Source organism: Nitrosospira briensis, from assembly GCF_900115125.1.
Lineage (GTDB): Bacteria > Pseudomonadota > Gammaproteobacteria > Burkholderiales > Nitrosomonadaceae > Nitrosospira > Nitrosospira briensis_A.
In genome coordinates, this window is sequence record NZ_FOVJ01000001.1 from 1,026,576 (window position 1) to 1,042,420 (window position 15,845).

General features: G+C 52.5%; 17 protein-coding genes. 10 read left to right on the forward strand and 7 right to left on the reverse strand.

Annotation, left to right across the window (positions count from 1 at the left end):
• Window positions 1-30 precede the first annotated feature (30 nt).
• Window positions 31-1,737 carry a type I secretion system permease/ATPase gene (locus BMZ14_RS04640; protein ID WP_074795118.1) on the reverse strand — a complete coding sequence of 569 codons (1,707 nt, stop codon included), beginning with the start codon at window positions 1,735-1,737 and terminating at the stop codon, window positions 31-33.
• 269 nt (window positions 1,738-2,006) lie between these two features.
• Window positions 2,007-2,837: a calcium-binding protein gene (locus tag BMZ14_RS04645; protein ID WP_074795119.1), complete on the reverse strand. Its 831-nt coding sequence runs from the start codon at window positions 2,835-2,837 to the stop codon at window positions 2,007-2,009.
• Between the two features lie 196 nt (window positions 2,838-3,033).
• On the opposite strand from BMZ14_RS04645, the gene BMZ14_RS14735 reads away from it, so the two are divergent.
• Together BMZ14_RS14735 and BMZ14_RS04650 are read left to right on the forward strand one after the other, a co-directional pair.
• A complete protein-coding gene (locus BMZ14_RS14735) occupies window positions 3,034-3,312 on the forward strand; it encodes a c-type cytochrome (protein WP_256208387.1) in 279 nt (92 codons plus the stop codon).
• A gap of 201 nt (window positions 3,313-3,513) precedes the next feature.
• Entirely contained in the window at window positions 3,514-3,903 is a 390-nt protein-coding gene (locus tag BMZ14_RS04650; RefSeq protein WP_074795121.1) for a LapA family protein, read from the forward strand.
• A 124-nt stretch (window positions 3,904-4,027) separates the two neighbouring features.
• On the opposite strand, the gene BMZ14_RS04655 is transcribed toward BMZ14_RS04650, so the two are convergent.
• Window positions 4,028-4,495, reverse strand: coding sequence for a hypothetical protein (locus BMZ14_RS04655; RefSeq protein WP_074795122.1), 468 nt, complete (start codon window positions 4,493-4,495; stop codon window positions 4,028-4,030).
• A gap of 234 nt (window positions 4,496-4,729) precedes the next feature.
• Here BMZ14_RS04655 and BMZ14_RS04660 point away from each other — a divergent pair, with 234 nt between their 5' ends.
• A complete protein-coding gene (locus BMZ14_RS04660) occupies window positions 4,730-5,983 on the forward strand; it encodes a PA0069 family radical SAM protein (RefSeq protein WP_074795124.1) in 1,254 nt (417 codons plus the stop codon).
• Window positions 5,984-6,049: 66 nt separating this feature from the next.
• Here BMZ14_RS04660 and dnaQ read toward each other — a convergent pair whose 3' ends face one another.
• The 3 genes from dnaQ to BMZ14_RS04675 form a co-directional block, all read right to left on the reverse strand.
• On the reverse strand, window positions 6,050-6,805 hold the full coding sequence (gene dnaQ / locus BMZ14_RS04665) for a DNA polymerase III subunit epsilon (protein ID WP_074795126.1): 756 nt from the start codon (window positions 6,803-6,805) through the stop codon (window positions 6,050-6,052).
• A 68-nt stretch (window positions 6,806-6,873) separates the two neighbouring features.
• The gene (rnhA, locus tag BMZ14_RS04670; RefSeq protein WP_256208388.1) at window positions 6,874-7,389 is read right to left on the reverse strand and encodes a ribonuclease HI; all 516 of its coding nucleotides are present in this window, start codon (window positions 7,387-7,389) and stop codon (window positions 6,874-6,876) included.
• The gene (locus BMZ14_RS04675) at window positions 7,386-8,159 is read right to left on the reverse strand and encodes a class I SAM-dependent methyltransferase (protein ID WP_074795582.1); all 774 of its coding nucleotides are present in this window, start codon (window positions 8,157-8,159) and stop codon (window positions 7,386-7,388) included. Before BMZ14_RS04675 ends, rnhA begins: the two co-directional genes overlap by 4 nt.
• 112 nt (window positions 8,160-8,271) lie before the next feature.
• On the opposite strand from BMZ14_RS04675, the gene gloB reads away from it, so the two are divergent.
• The 7 genes from gloB to pgl all read left to right on the forward strand — a co-directional run bounded on the left by gloB (window position 8,272) and on the right by pgl (window position 14,594).
• Entirely contained in the window at window positions 8,272-9,060 is a 789-nt protein-coding gene (gene gloB / locus BMZ14_RS04680; protein WP_074795127.1) for a hydroxyacylglutathione hydrolase, read from the forward strand.
• A 326-nt stretch (window positions 9,061-9,386) separates the two neighbouring features.
• A complete protein-coding gene (tal, locus tag BMZ14_RS04685; protein ID WP_074795130.1) occupies window positions 9,387-10,517 on the forward strand; it encodes a transaldolase in 1,131 nt (376 codons plus the stop codon).
• Window positions 10,518-10,717: 200 nt separating this feature from the next.
• Window positions 10,718-11,623 carry a phosphogluconate dehydrogenase (NAD(+)-dependent, decarboxylating) gene (gene gnd / locus BMZ14_RS04690; RefSeq protein WP_074795132.1) on the forward strand — a complete coding sequence of 302 codons (906 nt, stop codon included), beginning with the start codon at window positions 10,718-10,720 and terminating at the stop codon, window positions 11,621-11,623.
• A 227-nt stretch (window positions 11,624-11,850) separates the two neighbouring features.
• Window positions 11,851-12,240, forward strand: a complete 390-nt coding sequence (locus BMZ14_RS04695; protein ID WP_371265581.1) for a hypothetical protein — start codon at window positions 11,851-11,853, stop codon at window positions 12,238-12,240.
• Between the two features lie 352 nt (window positions 12,241-12,592).
• On the forward strand, window positions 12,593-13,159 hold the full coding sequence (locus BMZ14_RS04700) for a hypothetical protein (protein ID WP_256208389.1): 567 nt from the start codon (window positions 12,593-12,595) through the stop codon (window positions 13,157-13,159).
• 213 nt (window positions 13,160-13,372) lie between these two features.
• The gene (locus BMZ14_RS04705; protein WP_074795133.1) at window positions 13,373-13,777 is read left to right on the forward strand and encodes a DoxX family protein; all 405 of its coding nucleotides are present in this window, start codon (window positions 13,373-13,375) and stop codon (window positions 13,775-13,777) included.
• Window positions 13,778-13,877: 100 nt separating this feature from the next.
• The gene (gene pgl / locus BMZ14_RS04710; protein ID WP_083396623.1) at window positions 13,878-14,594 is read left to right on the forward strand and encodes a 6-phosphogluconolactonase; all 717 of its coding nucleotides are present in this window, start codon (window positions 13,878-13,880) and stop codon (window positions 14,592-14,594) included.
• A 152-nt stretch (window positions 14,595-14,746) separates the two neighbouring features.
• Here the strand turns inward: pgl and pepA are convergent, their stop codons facing one another.
• On the reverse strand, window positions 14,747-15,574 hold the full coding sequence (gene pepA, locus BMZ14_RS04715; RefSeq protein ID WP_143071882.1) for a flocculation-associated PEP-CTERM protein PepA: 828 nt from the start codon (window positions 15,572-15,574) through the stop codon (window positions 14,747-14,749).
• Between the last annotated feature and the right edge of the window lie 271 nt (window positions 15,575-15,845).

Below are 15,845 nucleotides of genomic sequence, written 5' to 3' on the forward strand. Positions count from 1 at the left end.
CCTGATAGACACTCCCTCTTTATTTCCGGCTTATCTTGACTGTACCGGCTGCACTGGCTGAGGGCGAGGTCTCCTCAACCTGTCCAGGACTTGAGCAGTGGGGCCAAACAATTGTGCTTTTCCATCCACTAACACCAACAGCTTGGTGGTGGCAGCCAGTACACTGTTCTTGTGACTGATTATTACAATGGTTTTCCCCTGCTTGCGCAGTTCATCGATTGCCTCAATCAATGCCTGCTCGCCCACTTCGTCCAGGTTCGAGTTGGGTTCATCCAGCATGATGAACGATGGATCACCGTACATTGCGCGCGCCAGCCCGATGCGCTGCTTTTGACCACCCGATAATCCCGCTCCGCCGTCTCCAAGAGTCGTGTCGTAACCTTGGGGGAGGCGCAAGATCATTTCATGGATTCCTGCGCGTCGAGCTGTCATTACCACTTTTTCTGAATCGACCGCCCCAAACCGGGCGATATTGTCCCCAACCGTTCCTGCAAACAGTTCGATATCCTGAGGCAGATAGCCAATGTGCGGACCCAGTTCATCCTTGTTCCAGTAATAGACATCTGCCCCATCCAGGCTTACTTTACCCATTGCGGCTGGCCAGACGCCCACGAGCAATCGCGCTAGTGTCGATTTTCCCGAACCGCTGGGACCAATGACTCCCAACACATCACCGGGCGCAATCGTAAAACTCAAGTTTTTAAGAACGTTGACTGGAGAACGCGGGGGGGCCGCGGTCACAGCTTCCACCGACACTTCCCCAAGTGGTTTTGGCAGCGGCATTCCTGTTTCACGAACAGGGTTCGCCACCAAAAGTTCGTTCAGACGCTGGTAAGCACTCCGCGTGCTACTCCAGCTTCTCCATACACTTATCAACTGCTCCACCGGGCTCAATGCCCTGCCCAGCAGAATCATGGCGACAATCATCATTCCAGGCGTAACTTTCCCTTCCAGGACAAGCAGGGCTCCCAGACCCAATATGAGCGACTGCATCGAAACCCGGACGAATTTTGTAATTGAGCTGATCGTTCCCGCTTTTTGGCTGGCTTCCGCTTGCAGTTGCAGAACGCGGTCATTCAACTTTAGCCAGCGCGCCATCAGGTCAGCCAACATACCCATGGCGGCGATCACTTCCGCATTTCGCAAGTTGTTGGTTGCAAGGTTGCTTGATGTAATCGCTACCACATTTGCTTCCTCGAGTGGTTTTTTGGACAAGTCCTGGTTGGCAAAGGCCAAAACGATGAGCGCCGTAGCTCCAGCCAAGGCAAATAAGCCTAGCAGCGGACTAAACAGGAAAATGACAGCCAGATATATGGGGAACCATGGGGCATCAAAAAAAGCGAACAGGCCCTGACCTGTTAAAAACTGACGGATGGTGGTGAAATCCTGCAACGCCTGTCCGGCAGCACCCCCTTCGCACTTCAGATTTTGTTCAAACGCAGCCGTATAAATGCGTTTGTTCATCTTCATGTCAAGCTGTGCTCCAATGCGGATCAGAACCAAGCTTCGTACAAGCTCCAGAGCGCCCATGAACATAAAGGCTCCAAGCGCCATCAAAGTCAGCATCAGCAAGGTCATTTCGTTCCGGCTCGCTAGAACTCTGTCATACACTTGCAACATGTACAGGGCTGGAACCAGCATCAACAAGTTGATAATGGCGCTAAAGACCCCTACCGTTCTGAATGCCCCTTTGAAACTTAGAAGCACTTGCGCAATTTCTGTCTTGGGAAATTTCAATTTGTAATTAACCTCAGAGCCAAATCCAGGCGCAACTGTATGAGTGGGAACGTACCCTTTGCGAGACCTGTGAATGCTGGAATGATTACGGTCCGGAGAAGAAAATGGGTCAAGCGAGTAATCCGGTGTTTCTTTTCCACCGGAAAGACATCCAAGCCACCGTACCGGGCTTTGCCGTTAATGATCGGTTCCTCTAGAGGAACTCGCTTCCTGCTCCAAAATCTACCAGGTCACGCTACGTGACCCAGTAGAAGATGAGTTATCAACAGTTAAGCGATAACATCCAGGCTCGGATCAAATGCTGACGCGCCAATCAGAGCGACCTGAAAGTCCGCGCCTCCGTACACATCCGCAGTCAATATGCCTGAAGAGGGGTTATACGATAACTGGCCCGAACTGAAACTTTGATTGCCAGTCGCCCACCAGTTCACGTCTGCATCGATTACGGAAAGATCAATCGCATCCCCTTCCCACCATTTGAAGTCGGAGATGGTATCGATTGCTCCCCAAGCTGGACTCTCGGTTACCGAGTTGAAGACGAACGTGTCCGCTCCAGTGCCGCCTGTAAGAAAATCCTTTCCAGCTCCACCGATGAGTGTATCGTTGCCTGCTCCACCGTCGAGGCTATCGTTCCCACCCCAGCCGTACATTAGGTCGTTGCCGCCATATCCGTGGAGAGAATTCGCGTAACCATTGCCGTAGATGACATTGCTGAGATCGTTGCCGTCCCCAAAATAGGCAGTACCAGAAAGAGACAGGTTCTCGACATTGGCGGGCAGCCATTTATAATTGGTGCTGACCGAGCTGTAGACATGGTCGATGCCCTGGTTGTAGTATTCGATTACTTTGTCTGCCATCGTATCCACGTAGTACACGTCGTTGCCCGTACCGCCGTACATCGAATCCGCGCCTGTTCCACCGCTTAAAGTATCGTTACCAGAGTATGCATAGATGGTGTCATTTCCCCCGTAACCATTGATGTAGTCACTGCTGCTTGTGCCTTTTAACGACGGAAAGAATTTATATTCGGAAAACCATCCGTTCCATGCCCACTGCGACGTGTCGTTATCATGAAATTGGGTTCCATATATTGCTGCCATGACATCTCCTCAATAGAAGTTAAAGACAAGCGTGTAGTTACCACGCAAATAAATACTAATTGTGTCGAGTAGAATAATCTGTGATAAAAATCACATGACAGTCATGGCTTCAACGTGGATTCCCTTGCACCGCTCTTTGCACACGAATGCCCGCAATCTTTGAAAAATTTCAAAAGGTTCTAAATGCCTCTGCCTCTTGCCCCCCATCCGGATCATCGATAGGGGTGCAACGCGACTTTGCGCATTTCGCAAGCACTGCGCTGCATGCCACACGATTAATGGCGAAGGCGACGGGAAATCGCCGGAACTCAATTATCCGGCCAGCGTGGTCGAATACATTAGTCCCCGGATACCTGAAGGGCTGGATCGAAAGGCCGCAGAGCATCTGCTACAACACGACAGCGCCGGGACTTGCGGACGGGATAACCGACAGGGAAAAAATACGGAAGAACTCATTGCTATCTCAAAGCGATGAGCACTACGAAGCGTAACCCTGAAAATATCAATCGGAAAACGCCGCAATCGCGTTAACTGAAAAGCAGGCGTATTGGGCGCATGGTTGCCTGCTGGCCCCCGAACTTATCATTTTGTGTTCTTTCGGCCACCGGCCACTCGGTGCATACTATGGTATCCACGGCAGCCGCTCGCCGTTCCCAAGCTTAATCAGGAGATCATCATGCAGCTTTTGCTGATCCTAGGCATTATCGTCGCCATCGCCGCGGTGGCGTTCGCGCTTCAGAACAATATGCCTGTGGCGGTAACCTTCGGTATGTGGAGCTTTGAAAGTTCGCTTGCGATGATGCTGCTGCTGGCAATGGGCGTAGGTGCGGTTATTGCCGTATTGCTGTCCTGGCCTGCCATGATCAAGAGCCGCTGGGTTGGGTCGCGACTGCGCCGCCAGGTTAATAAACTGGAAGCTGACAAAGCTGTGCTGGAGCAGCGAGTGGCTCAACTCGAAGCAGAGCTGGTAAGGGTAAGTCCTGAACCGGTACCCGAAGAGCCTCAACGCTTTTTGGGCTTGAAGTCGATACTGTTAGGCAGCGAAACTGGTAAACACGAGGAATAATCGGATAGACGTCCTGTAATTACAACCCTGTGACTGATCGTTGCGTTGTGAAGTTTACCTCTGCTGTCGCTATTCCCTATTGTTCCTGGCAGGAAACACTCGTGTTCAGTGCAGGCTTTCGGCCTCACTTTGCCGGAGTTCTTACCAGTTCCATCAACTGGTCGAGCAATACCTTCTTCTGCTCGCCTAATTCCGCATAGCGCGCATACAGGCGATTTAGATCCTCCGTGTATTGTTGAATGCGTTCCTGGCGTTCGCGCAGCAATCGAACGTTGTCGTCATAGCTTGGCGGCGGATTGTCTTTCAGGCCGCCTACAACGTAAGAGCCCTGTACTATAGTCGAGGGAGCCTGGATCGTCTGCGGGTAGCTCTCCTGTATTTCATTGCGACGCAGCTCCTGTGTCATCTCGAATTGCTGGTATACCGCTTGCTGTTCCTGGTTCACGTGATTCAATACAGTTTCGAGCCGGGTGATCTCGGGATCGGGTGCGGGACTGGAAGCTTTTGAATGAGGGTTTAGCGCAGATTGCGCCAAGGCTGAGCCTGCCAGGTTTGAAGCCAGCAAAAAAAGAGCAATTATCAGGCGTTTCATGGCTTCTCCTATGACCGCTACCGTCGTGACCAATGCTGAAAAATTCATCTGCGGCGAACGAAGCGCGATGTACGAGCTCCAAGAAAAACGTATACGGAATTACGCCAGGCGCGCCTTACCGACCTCCATCCCGTTATCGACATGACGCAGTGATAATATTTACTTCGCGATTTTAAAGTTACACAATTGCATCGAGACACTATTTACGTTTTAGACAGTATACGCAAATACAATATGTCCGACGATGATCCCCAGGCCGGGCAGCCGGTATTCATACAGTCGCCCCTGAAAGCAAGAAAAGGGCGTGGAGCGGTTTCCAACTTGCAGGGCCGTTACGAAGTGCTGGCACGGGAAGAGATAGACGACGGCTGGTCATATGATAGCGAGGCAGATCCCGAAGCAGATTCTCCGACTTATGCGGATGTAGCCGCGGCTACATCCGTCAATCACGTCCCTGCTTTCAGGACACAGGTTACTGAGGAACATGCCAGGACCATCTTGAGCCGAAATAAGTCGCCCGATGTACCGTTCAGCGTCTCGCTCAACCCTTATCGCGGCTGCGAGCACGGCTGTATTTACTGCTTCGCGCGCCCGACGCACAGCTATCTCGGCCTGTCACCAGGACTTGACTTCGAGAGCAAGATTTTTGCCAAAGTAAATGCGCCTGACCTGCTCAGGCGCGAACTGGCTAAAGCGTCCTACGTGCCCGAGCCTATCGCACTCGGCGTCAATACCGATGCCTACCAGCCCTGTGAACGGGAATTGCGGTTGACGCGACGTGTTCTGGAGGTGCTGCAAGAGTGTGAGCACCCTGTGGCCCTCATCACGAAATCGTCATTGATTGAACGCGACATCGATTTGCTCGCGGAGATGGCTGCCAAGGGTCAAGCAATGGCGGCGGTGACAATAACGACGCTCGACCCTGCCGTGTCCCGCACTTTGGAACCGCGTGCAGCCGCCCCTGCGCGTCGCCTGCGTATCATTCGCACGCTGACTGATGCCGGAATTCCGGTCGGAGTTAGCGTCGCCCCCGTCATTCCCTTTGTCACCGAGCCTGATCTCGAGCGAATACTGGCTGCCGCGGCAGAAGCCGGCGCCATTAATGCCGGGTATGTAATGCTGCGTCTTCCGTGGGAAGTGAGCCCGCTATTTCGACAATGGCTGGAAGCGCATTTTCCAGAGCGGGCGGAACGTGTAATGAACCGGGTACGCGACATGCGCGGCGGGAAGGATTACGATTCCGGTTTCGGTACACGCATGCACGGAGAAGGCATCTGGGCCGACCTGATCCGGCAGCGTTTTGAAAAGACTGTAACGCGCCTGGGCATTGGCGTACGTTCCGGGCACTTCAAGGGATTGGATTGTTCGCGTTTTCGCGCTCCCCCAATTACCCCTCCAACATCATCAGCAGTTGCGCCTTCGGCACGTACAGCGAAAGTAAAAGACAAAGACAGGGAGAGATCAAGCGGACAATTCGAGCTTTTTTAATTGACGAGCCAAGCAAGCACCTGAAGCCGAGCGATTTTACCGGGATCGCGGGAATTGATGGGTAGTTTATGCTTCGTTTATGCTCAAAATATCGCTGCTCTCGCCTTGCCGTATTTCTACAGTCTCCATGGATTCCAGCCTCATCCACAAACACTTGCCCTTGCTTTCCCGTTCAATACTTTCCAACTGCTCCGCATGGGCTTTCAGTTCTTCCTCGCTTGCAGCCAGCACCACCAGGTGCAGATCTTGCATATTAATCGCAAGCTCCAGCGCGGATGGCGCTTCAAGTTCCATCAGCAGGCTTTCCTGCCCGCGTGTCATGGCAAGATAGACTTCCGCCAGCAACTCGGCGTCCAGCAAAGCGCCGTGCAACGCGCGCCTTGAGTTATCGACCACGTAGCGTTCGCATAGTGCGTCCAGGTTGTTTCTTTTGCCGGGGTGCAGGTCCTTCGCTATTTTCAGCGTATCGGTAACAGAATGGCAGCACTCGCCCAAAGGCGGTAATTTCGCCAGCCCCAGCTCATGATCCAGGAAGGCCACGTCAAAAGATGCATTATGCATGATGAGCTCGGCACCGTTGATGAACTCAAGCAACTCGTGCACAACATCGCAAAACTTTTGCTTATCCTGTAGAAATTCGGTATTCAACCCATGCACCTGCAACGCGCCCTCCTCGATCTCGCGTTCAGGATTCAGATAATAGTGAAAGCGGCGTCCGGTCAGCCTCCGGCTCATCATTTCCACGGCGGCGATTTCGATAATACGGTGGCCGAGCTTGGGCTCAAGGCCGGTAGTCTCCGTGTCGATAAAAATCTGGCGCATGTTTCGTGATTCCTTGTCTCGCTTGCAGTCAGTCAGGTTTGCTTTCGCCTTTCATTTCCATGTAATGCTTATTCCCCGGCGGATGTCGAATTCGTATCTATCGACTGCACCCGAACCATTTCCACAGACGAATTCGACAGTACCGATTGCACTCCCCGATTGGCCAGCACATCCGCCTGCTCGTTGCCCTCATGTCCCGCATGACCGCGTACCCACAGCCATTCTATGCGGTGGCGTTGAGCCAGCAGGTCAAGCTCTTTCCATAGATCGTCATTTTTTACCGGTTTTTTGTCCGCGGTGCGCCAGTTGCGCTTTTTCCAGGCGTGTATCCACTCGCTGATACCTTTTTGCACATATAGGGAGTCGGTATGGAGGCGCACTTCGCATGGCTTTGTCAGCGCTTCCAGCGCGCGAATCACAGCAAGCAACTCCATGCGATTATTGGTTGTGTGTTTTTCTCCCCCGAATAATTCGCGCCTTTGCCCATTGTATTGCAGGAGAGCACCCCAACCGCCAACGCCCGGATTGCCCTTGCATGCGCCATCCGTAAATATTTCCACTATCCCTGCCTGCTTCGTCTTCAATTCTTGCCTTCTTCTGCCTTGGTGCGCGCCGCCCTGCGGGGTTCGTTCTGTTGCGCCGCGTCCTTGATCTTCTGCGCAACCGGAGCCATGCTTCTTCTTCTGGCCCGTACTTCTTTCCACTCCGGCTTGATGACGCGCATCCCATGCACGCGTTTGACGGCGGTTACGAAATATACGCCGCCTGAAAACCGCCACCAGCGGTCACCCGCCGCCTCCATGAAGGTAAATCGCTTCAACCATTTTTCCTGACTGAATGGTGGCGCGTAGCAGCATAGTCTATCCCTGGTGATCTCGAAATCCAGCAAGGTCAGCCAGTCCTTGAGCCGTGGCAGTGCGATGAAATTGCCGCGCCATGGGAAAGTGTCTTCCGGCAAGCCAAAAAGTCCCCGCACGCCCCACAGGCTGCGTGGATTGAAACCAGAGACAATGACGTGGCCTTCGGGCATCAAAACCCGTTGGACCTCACGCAGAATCTGGTGCGGGTTGGAGCTGAATTCCAGTATGTGCGGTAATAGCACAAGGTCGATGCTATTCGTTTCGATTGGCAGAAAATCCGGGGCCGCAAGCACCGCAGCCCCATCTTCAGTTCCCGCGCAAAACTGTAGCGGCATGCGATTGGCGCGCAGAAAGTCATATTGCGGAAATCCGATCTGCATGGCATTGTAACCAAAGACATCCGCCACTGCCTTGTCGAAATAGTTCTGCTCCCGTTCCAGCAGATACTGGCCCAGGCAAGTTTCAAACCATTCCCGTTTATTTTTCGTTGGCATATATAATATCAAGGACAGCCAGATTTCAATTAAGGTCCCGATAGCCAACCGCAACAGTTGACGGATATCGGATTTCCATTTGAAATTTCACTCGCAAGAGCCGCCTGCTATCATGACTACTCCGCACATCGTCCCGGTTCGCGCCTTTAGCGACAATTACATCTGGGTCATCCGCGATCACTGTCATGCGGCTGTGGTCGATCCTGGAGATGCCTCGCCTGTATTGGACTACTTGAGGCAGGAAAAACTTCAACTCGTCGCGATTCTCAACACTCACCATCACAACGACCACGTGGGTGGGAATGGCGGGTTGCTGCGGGAATTCAAGGTGCCGGTTTACGGCCCCAAGCGCGAATCGATTCCCACCGTTACACATCCCCTTGGTGAATGCGGCAAAGAGAGCGAAGAGGGCTGCGCCTATCTTCCGGAGTTTTCGCTCAGCCTCAGGGTGATTGATATCCCTGGCCACACCGCCGGGCACATCGCATATTATGGATCAAACTTGCTATTTTGTGGCGACACCCTTTTCGCCTGCGGCTGCGGGCGATTATTTGAAGGTACTGCCCCGCAAATGGTCAACTCGTTGGAGAAACTCGCAGATTTGCCTCCTGAAACGCTGGTCTACTGCGGCCACGAATATACCCTCAACAATATTCGCTTCGCAAGAGCGGTCGAACCCGGCAACAAGGCATTGGCCGAACGCGAACGGACCGTCGAAAAATTGCGCAAGCAGAATACGCCTACCCTTCCTTCCAATATTGCAATCGAGAAAGCGACCAATCCGTTCCTGCGGTGCGACGAGCCCGAGGTCATCCAGAATGCCAGCAGTTATGCCGGCAAACCATTAACCGATCGTGTCAGTGTATTTTCAGCACTCCGCGACTGGAAGAATCATTTTTAGCGGATTATTTTACCGCTTTCGTATTCTGCGGATACCGCCGTTGCCGGCTGAGGTTCATTCGGTCCCGATACGCAGTTCTTGCACTCCAAGCCCTTTCGTCTGGGTGGACGAAGCGTTTGATGGATTGAATGATCTGGCGCTTGCATTGTCCCACTATTAGTTTTACCTGAAGGGATGCAATGAACAAACTGTCAACTGCAAAATAAGACATCCGTTCAATCGCGTGGCCTGTTGTGAAACACTGAAACAGTGGGATGGTGCTGTCCACTGGGTAGATTATTCAGTGATGGCCATTTCAACAGCGCTATCGTAGAGGAGAATAATTAATGAACCCCTTGGAACAGTTATTGCAACGCGGGCAATCCGTCTGGCTCGACTCGATCAGCCGGGACCTCATCAACAGCGGAGAATTACAACGTCTGGTAAATGACAAACTACGAGGCGTCACCAGTAATCCCACCATTTTCGAACAAGCCATCAACCAGGGGCACAGCTATGACGATGCGCTGCGGCAACTGTTGCGGGTGAATGACAAACAGACAGACAAGGCGCTGTTTGAAGCGATCGCTGTCGAAGATATTCGTATGGCGGCCGACGTGCTTCGGCCTGTGTATGATGAAACCGATGGCGCCGACGGCTATGTCAGCCTTGAAGTCTCTCCACATCTCGCCCACGACACCGCTGGCAGCATCACGGAAGCGAGACGCCTGTGGCAAGCTGTGCAACGCCCCAACCTGATGATCAAGATCCCTGCTACGCCGGAGGGCATTCCGGCTATCGAGCAATTGACCAGCGATGGCGTCAATGTCAACGTTACGTTGATGTTCTCGCTACGGCATTACGAGGTCGTGGCGCGGGCCTACATTGCGGGCCTCAACCGTCAGGCAACCTCGGCGCCGCGCGGAATGAGTGCCTGGCCGGTTTCGGTGGCATCTTTCTTCGTCAGCCGCGTCGATACCATGATCGACCCCTTGCTGGAGAAAATCGGCACGCCCGAGGCACTCGGCCTGCGCGGCAAGATTGCCATCGCCAATGCAAAGCTCGCTTATCAGCGCTTCCGCGAAATATTTCATGGCGAACCTTTCGCCGCTTTGCACGAAAAAGGCGCTCCCGTACAGCGTCCGCTGTGGGGGAGCACGGGCACCAAGAACGCGGCATATTCCGACGTGCTGTATGTGGAAGAATTGATCGGCCCGGATACTGTTAATACCCTCCCGCCCAAAACCCTCGCCGCCTTCCGCGATCACGGCCGCGTGCGTGAAACGTTGCAGGAGGATATAGCACAAGCGAAAGCGGACATCGCCCAGTTGAAGAACCTTGGGATCGATCTCGACGCTGCCACCGAGAAGCTTCAGGATGACGGCGTGGCTGCGTTCAGCGCCTCGTATGACAAGCTGATTGCTGCGCTGAAGGACAAGCGGCAGGATATCCTGGCTACAAGCAATCACCCGGCCTGAATTGCGACCGCAGCCTCTCTGCCATAATCCTGAATCCGGCAGTTGACCGCTTATTTTTCAGTTTGGCTTTATGATGCATAAAGACTTTTGCATCACTTGGCCTTCTTTTTGGTGAGTTCGCTACGGGGCGAAATGAACAGCACGCTCCACCCCGTCCGACTACCGGATTTGGGATAACTAAAAATACCTGAGGAGGAATAATGGATCTCGGAATGATCGGCATGGGCCGCATGGGCGGCCCTATGGCCCAACGACTGTTGCGCGACGGACATCGTGTAACTGCCCTGGCACGCAGCAGGGATGCGTTCAAGCAATTGGAAGAAAAAGGTGTTGTACCGGTTGAATCGCTTGAAGATCTTGTCAATAAGCTGAAACCGCCGCGCATCGTGTGGCTGATGATTCCCGCCGGCGCCGCGGTAGATGATACGGTGGATATGTTGTCGCCGCTGCTAACCGCCGGTGATGTAATCGTCGATGGCGGAAACTCGAATTACAAGGATACGCAACGCCGTTCGCAATCGCTGGCAGCAAAGGGGATTCACTTTGTAGATTCGGGCACGAGCGGCGGCGTATGGGGCCTCGAAAATGGCTACAGCATAATGGTTGGCGGCGAAGAAGGGGTGGTGGAACGATTGCGTCCCATCTTTGAGTCTCTTGCACCCGCGCCAGATAAAGGATGGGGTCACGTCGGCCCAAGCGGCGCCGGACATTTCACTAAAATGGTTCACAACGGTATCGAGTACGGAATGATGCAAGCGTATGGCGAAGGGTTCGCAATCATGCGCCACAAAAAGGAATTCAATCTGGATTTGCATCAGGTTGCCGAGATCTGGCGCGACGGCAGCGTGGTGCAATCGTGGCTGCTCGACCTCACCGCGGCCGCCCTGTCGGAAAATCCGGACCTGGTAGGAATCGCACCCTACGTTGCCGACTCCGGGGAGGGACGCTGGACCGTCGCGGAAGCGATCGATCTCAATGTCGCCGCCCCGGTCATTACGCTGGCGTTATTGCAGCGGTTGCAGTCGCGCGATTCCGAATCATTCTCGAACAAAATGCTATCCGCGTTGCGTAACCAGTTTGGCGGGCATGAGATGAAGAAGCAATAAAGCTCGCATCTGACTGAGCTTGCTTGCAATTCTGTAAGATAAGGCCCGTATAAACTCATTGCGGGTCCGGCAAAACCGGACCTGCTGTGCCCTCATCAACTATAAGCACTTTAAACATACATAAGTTGACAAAGACTCGTTGGTCACGTATTATTCACACTAAGGACGCTCGAAATATTAACGCAGGAAATCCTGCGGGTTTTAACAGTAGAGGTGTGATGATGAAAATGAAACAATTCCTTGCTGCTCTGTCCCTGCTTGGCTTCTTTGCCGCCTTGAGTCCCTCGGCATTGGCAGCAGATGAGGATTTCGATATCAACGCCGCTACTGGACACGCCGCGACACCAAGCGACCATGAAGCCGTAGCAAAATACTACGAAGATGTGGCAGCCGCGACCAAGGCAAAAATGCAGGAACAGGAACAGCTGCTTGAGCACTACCAGGATAAAAGCTATCTTTACGGCAGGCGTGCCCAAGACCTGCAATCGCATACCGAGGCGTTGTTGCACAAATATGAGAAAGAGGCTGATGCAAGCACCAAGGAAGCCGCGCTGCACCGTGAAATGGCGGCCAGACTCAAGGGGAACAGCTATTCCGCAGCCAGGCTCGGCCATTAAGAGTTTCATCTCGATAAGCGGTTAGTACACACGTGACGGACGAGGGTTGATACTTCATCCGCGTCCTTGAGCCACCTTCCTGATTTTGAAATCATGAGTTGTCTTCGCGAGTAAGCGAAGATAGCAGCTCGCTTTCACCGCATTCCATTCCGCTTTATTCTACGCTCCGACGATTCCCCTTCTCCTTCCTGCTTCTTCACCTGGCCGCGCGGCGGCTAAATTCTTCGAATAGGCGCTGCCCTTGATACGCACGATATGCTCGGCCTGGCGTTTTTTCCTACTCCATGATAACTCTCGCACGGTATAGCTCAAAGAGTTGACGAAGTGAGCGGCCATCAGTTATTCTTACAGCATGGATATACCTTGGCGAAAACTTCGGAAGTTGCGACGCTTCAAACCTGTCGGTATTGAAAACCGGGTGTCCCGGTATTGCAAGCCGAGAACGAGAGATATCGTTGCTGCTTTATCGATATTTGGTTTATTGGGTTTGCCGGCTTCCTCTGCCTTTGCCGTTGAGGCCAATGTTTATCCAAACCGGCAAAATGCTGCAGCCTCCACCGAGCATGAAGCTATTGAAAAATACTATGAAGAAGAAGCCAGGAAAAGGCACGAGATCGTAGCCAAATACTACGAGGATGAGGCAGGAAAGATGCAGGCAAAAGCAAAAGAACTGAAACTATTGCTTGAGCATTATGAGGATAAGAGCTATCTCTACGGCAAGAAGGCCCAGGATCTGCAAGCACATACCGAGGCATTGGTGCGAAAGTATGAGAGCGCTGCCAGGACAGATGTAGCCGAAGCTGCATCTCACCGCCAGATAGCCGCGAAGCTTAGAGAAAAAGAAAAACGTTATGCAGAAACCAGATCGCAAAGGCTCAGTGCAATTGACGGATCTCATCGAGGTAACGTCTCCCGGTAATAGCATCCGAGTATGATTCGTGGAAGTGAGCAGACAGAAAGCGCTTTTCCTTCGCTTGTCTACTTCTTATTCATCCGCAGGTCCATTCCAACAACGGCCCCGTTTGAAGCTCTAATCCTGGTCCAATAGAGCTGTAATCTCTCCTGCCTTTTCGCGCAAATTGAATTCCCATCCGTGCTATTGTGAACTGAGGACAGGACCAGGAGAGTTTTGATGGGTAAGCTGTTCCGTAACGATAATCTCGGAAAATTGATACTCCGCGTCACAGTAGGAGTACTGATACTGTTCCATGGGGTGCATAAAATACTCAATCCGGGATCTCTCGATTTCATCAGCAAACAACTCAGCGGCATCAACCTACCCCATGCTCTGGCTTACGGCGTTTATGTAGGTGAAGTTATCGCGCCTTTAATGATTATTTTCGGCATATTTTCGCGCTTGGGCGGTTTGCTCATTTTCGGCAACATGGTGTTTGCGCTTGTGCTGGCGCACCGTAGTGAGTTATTTACATTAACAGGGACCGGAGGTTGGGCGCTTGAATTACAGGGGTTCTATCTGTTTTCAGGCCTGGCTGTATTATTCCTCGGTAGCGGCCGGATAGCGATTAAACCGGATTAGCGTTTTACGAAGCATCGGACTGGGTTGAAAGAACCCGATTCCCGTAGATTTGCCGTTTGCTCCAGATTGATTTCCATAACAAAAACAGGTAACCACAGCCATGATTTCCATCAATACCGGTCAATACCGTTGGCATGAATTCCCGGATCTTTCCGCTCTGCAGGAAGCCGCGCTAGGCGCCATCCTCGATAGCGCTGCCCTGGCAATACAGGAACGCGGACGGTTTAACCTGGTGCTCGCAGGCGGCGAAACGCCTCGCGGAGTTTATAACCGCTTGAAATCGGTACCCACGGATTGGTCTGCCTGGCACATCTATTTTGGCGACGAACGTTGCATGCCCCCGACCGAATTCGAATGGAATTTTCGAATGGCCGGCGAAGCATGGCTCGACCATGTCGCGATTCCACCAAATCAGATATATGCGATACCTGGTGGAATCCGCGCCGATAAGGCCGCTGATGTATATGCGCAGACCCTGCGTGGAGTCGGCATGTTCGATCTGACTTTGCTTGGAATTGGAGAGGATGGCCACACGGCCAGCCTGTTCCCCGGTAACGACTGGGGAATCGCGCCTGATTCGCCCGACACGCTGGCCGTATTTAATTCCCCCAAACGCCCGCCGCAGCGAGTCTCACTCAGCGCCGCGCGGCTCAACCGTTCCCGCCAGATTATATTTCTCGTGGCAGGTGCTTCAAAACATAAAGCGGTTGCAAAATGGCGGGCTGGCGAGAATATTCCTGCGAGAGCCATAATGTGTGAAACGGGTGTCGATGTTCTAACGGAATCCGCGTTACTGCTGCCCAAGCATAGCGAATAAATATTGGCGCCAGTGATTGCGGCGAGACAATCAGGAGATCATCGGCCTGATGCCCATTTTTGGTGATCGCTGATTTTTGCGCTGTGGAATGTATCCCAGGATAAATTAACGGGAATGGAGAACCATTCCCGTTAATTTATTATGTCAGCGGTTTATGCGCTTTTAATACGCCGGCGGCTAATGAAACCCATTCCCATTATCCCAAGACCCAGTAGAGCCAGTGTTCCTGGTTCGGGCACCTGGGTTTGAAACAGTTCAATACCGCCACCGTCAGCCGTGGCAATAAAGCTTTCCGTCAGGCTTCCGCCAGTAAACGTTTCTGTGTTTCCCCCAAAATTTTCGAGTGGAAAGAAAGGAACGGGATCGATGAAATAAGCCTGGCCCGCAGCAGTCAGCGATACGTTCAAGAGCGTGTCGAAGTCGCCATTCGCCAGCCCGCCAAAGATATGGGCTTCACCAGCGCTCAGCGTAAAATTGATAATGGCGAAATCATCAGCGGTCACGCCTCCCGGCACTACCGGACCTGCCGCGGGAAGTGCAAGTACAGTATCCTGGCCCGGGTCGATGAACAACGTCATAACCGCGGTGTCAAAATTTGCTTGAATGCCCCCGGCACCGAGTGGATCGGCTTCCCCTGTAATGGTGAATATGCCATACATCCCGTAGCCCTCAGGACCAAGTGAGTTGAGCTGTGACGGAATACTCCCCCCCGTGGGGCTGCCAAAGGCTGCTTTAGTCAAAAAGCCTTCTTCGATAAAATTATCATCATTGCCGGCCAGAGAACCGCCGGTAATGGTTTGATCAATTCGCGCGTGATACTCGAAGCTGATTCTGTCCGCTGTGACAACGTTCGCTGCGCCTCCTGCAACACTTTCCTGCACTTGGAAAAGAGGCGCTGCAAACACGGAACTAGTGGCCAACAAGGTGCCAAGAGTACCAGCCGTGAGTAAAGATCCTACGTTTTGCCTGAAACTTTTCATGATGAGTTCCCCTTCGGTAATTTGCTCGTTTAAAATTTCCGGGAGTGCTTTCGTGAGTTTTAGTTGCCACTTGTAGTTAAGCAAGATTCGTGCACATAATTAATTCATTTCATTATCAAATACTTAATAGAACAAATCAAAAAGTCCCGTTCAAATATGTAAAATATTTCGACATTTTTTAGGATAAGGAGTGTTCGCAGGCCTTACTGGAAAACCATCGAAGCCGAAGCTGCACGAACCCTCGGGGCTCGTACTATCGAAAACAACTCAA

Bases quoted from the DNA above. Each gene is read 5' to 3' on its own strand.
- BMZ14_RS04645 (WP_074795119.1), bottom strand. From the start codon at position 2,837: ATGGCAGCAATATATGGAACCCAATTTCATGATAACGACACGTCGCAG.
- BMZ14_RS04650 (WP_074795121.1), top strand. From the start codon at position 3,514: ATGCAGCTTTTGCTGATCCTAGGCATTATCGTCGCCATCGCCGCGGTG.
- BMZ14_RS04655 (WP_074795122.1), bottom strand. From the start codon at position 4,495: ATGAAACGCCTGATAATTGCTCTTTTTTTGCTGGCTTCAAACCTGGCA.
- BMZ14_RS04660 (WP_074795124.1), top strand. From the start codon at position 4,730: ATGTCCGACGATGATCCCCAGGCCGGGCAGCCGGTATTCATACAGTCG.
- dnaQ (WP_074795126.1), bottom strand. From the start codon at position 6,805: ATGCGCCAGATTTTTATCGACACGGAGACTACCGGCCTTGAGCCCAAG.
- BMZ14_RS04675 (WP_074795582.1), bottom strand. From the start codon at position 8,159: ATGCCAACGAAAAATAAACGGGAATGGTTTGAAACTTGCCTGGGCCAG.
- gloB (WP_074795127.1), top strand. From the start codon at position 8,272: ATGACTACTCCGCACATCGTCCCGGTTCGCGCCTTTAGCGACAATTAC.
- tal (WP_074795130.1), top strand. From the start codon at position 9,387: ATGAACCCCTTGGAACAGTTATTGCAACGCGGGCAATCCGTCTGGCTC.
- gnd (WP_074795132.1), top strand. From the start codon at position 10,718: ATGGATCTCGGAATGATCGGCATGGGCCGCATGGGCGGCCCTATGGCC.
- BMZ14_RS04695 (WP_371265581.1), top strand. From the start codon at position 11,851: ATGAAACAATTCCTTGCTGCTCTGTCCCTGCTTGGCTTCTTTGCCGCC.
- BMZ14_RS04700 (WP_256208389.1), top strand. From the start codon at position 12,593: ATGGATATACCTTGGCGAAAACTTCGGAAGTTGCGACGCTTCAAACCT.
- BMZ14_RS04705 (WP_074795133.1), top strand. From the start codon at position 13,373: ATGGGTAAGCTGTTCCGTAACGATAATCTCGGAAAATTGATACTCCGC.
- pgl (WP_083396623.1), top strand. From the start codon at position 13,878: ATGATTTCCATCAATACCGGTCAATACCGTTGGCATGAATTCCCGGAT.
- pepA (WP_143071882.1), bottom strand. From the start codon at position 15,574: ATGAAAAGTTTCAGGCAAAACGTAGGATCTTTACTCACGGCTGGTACT.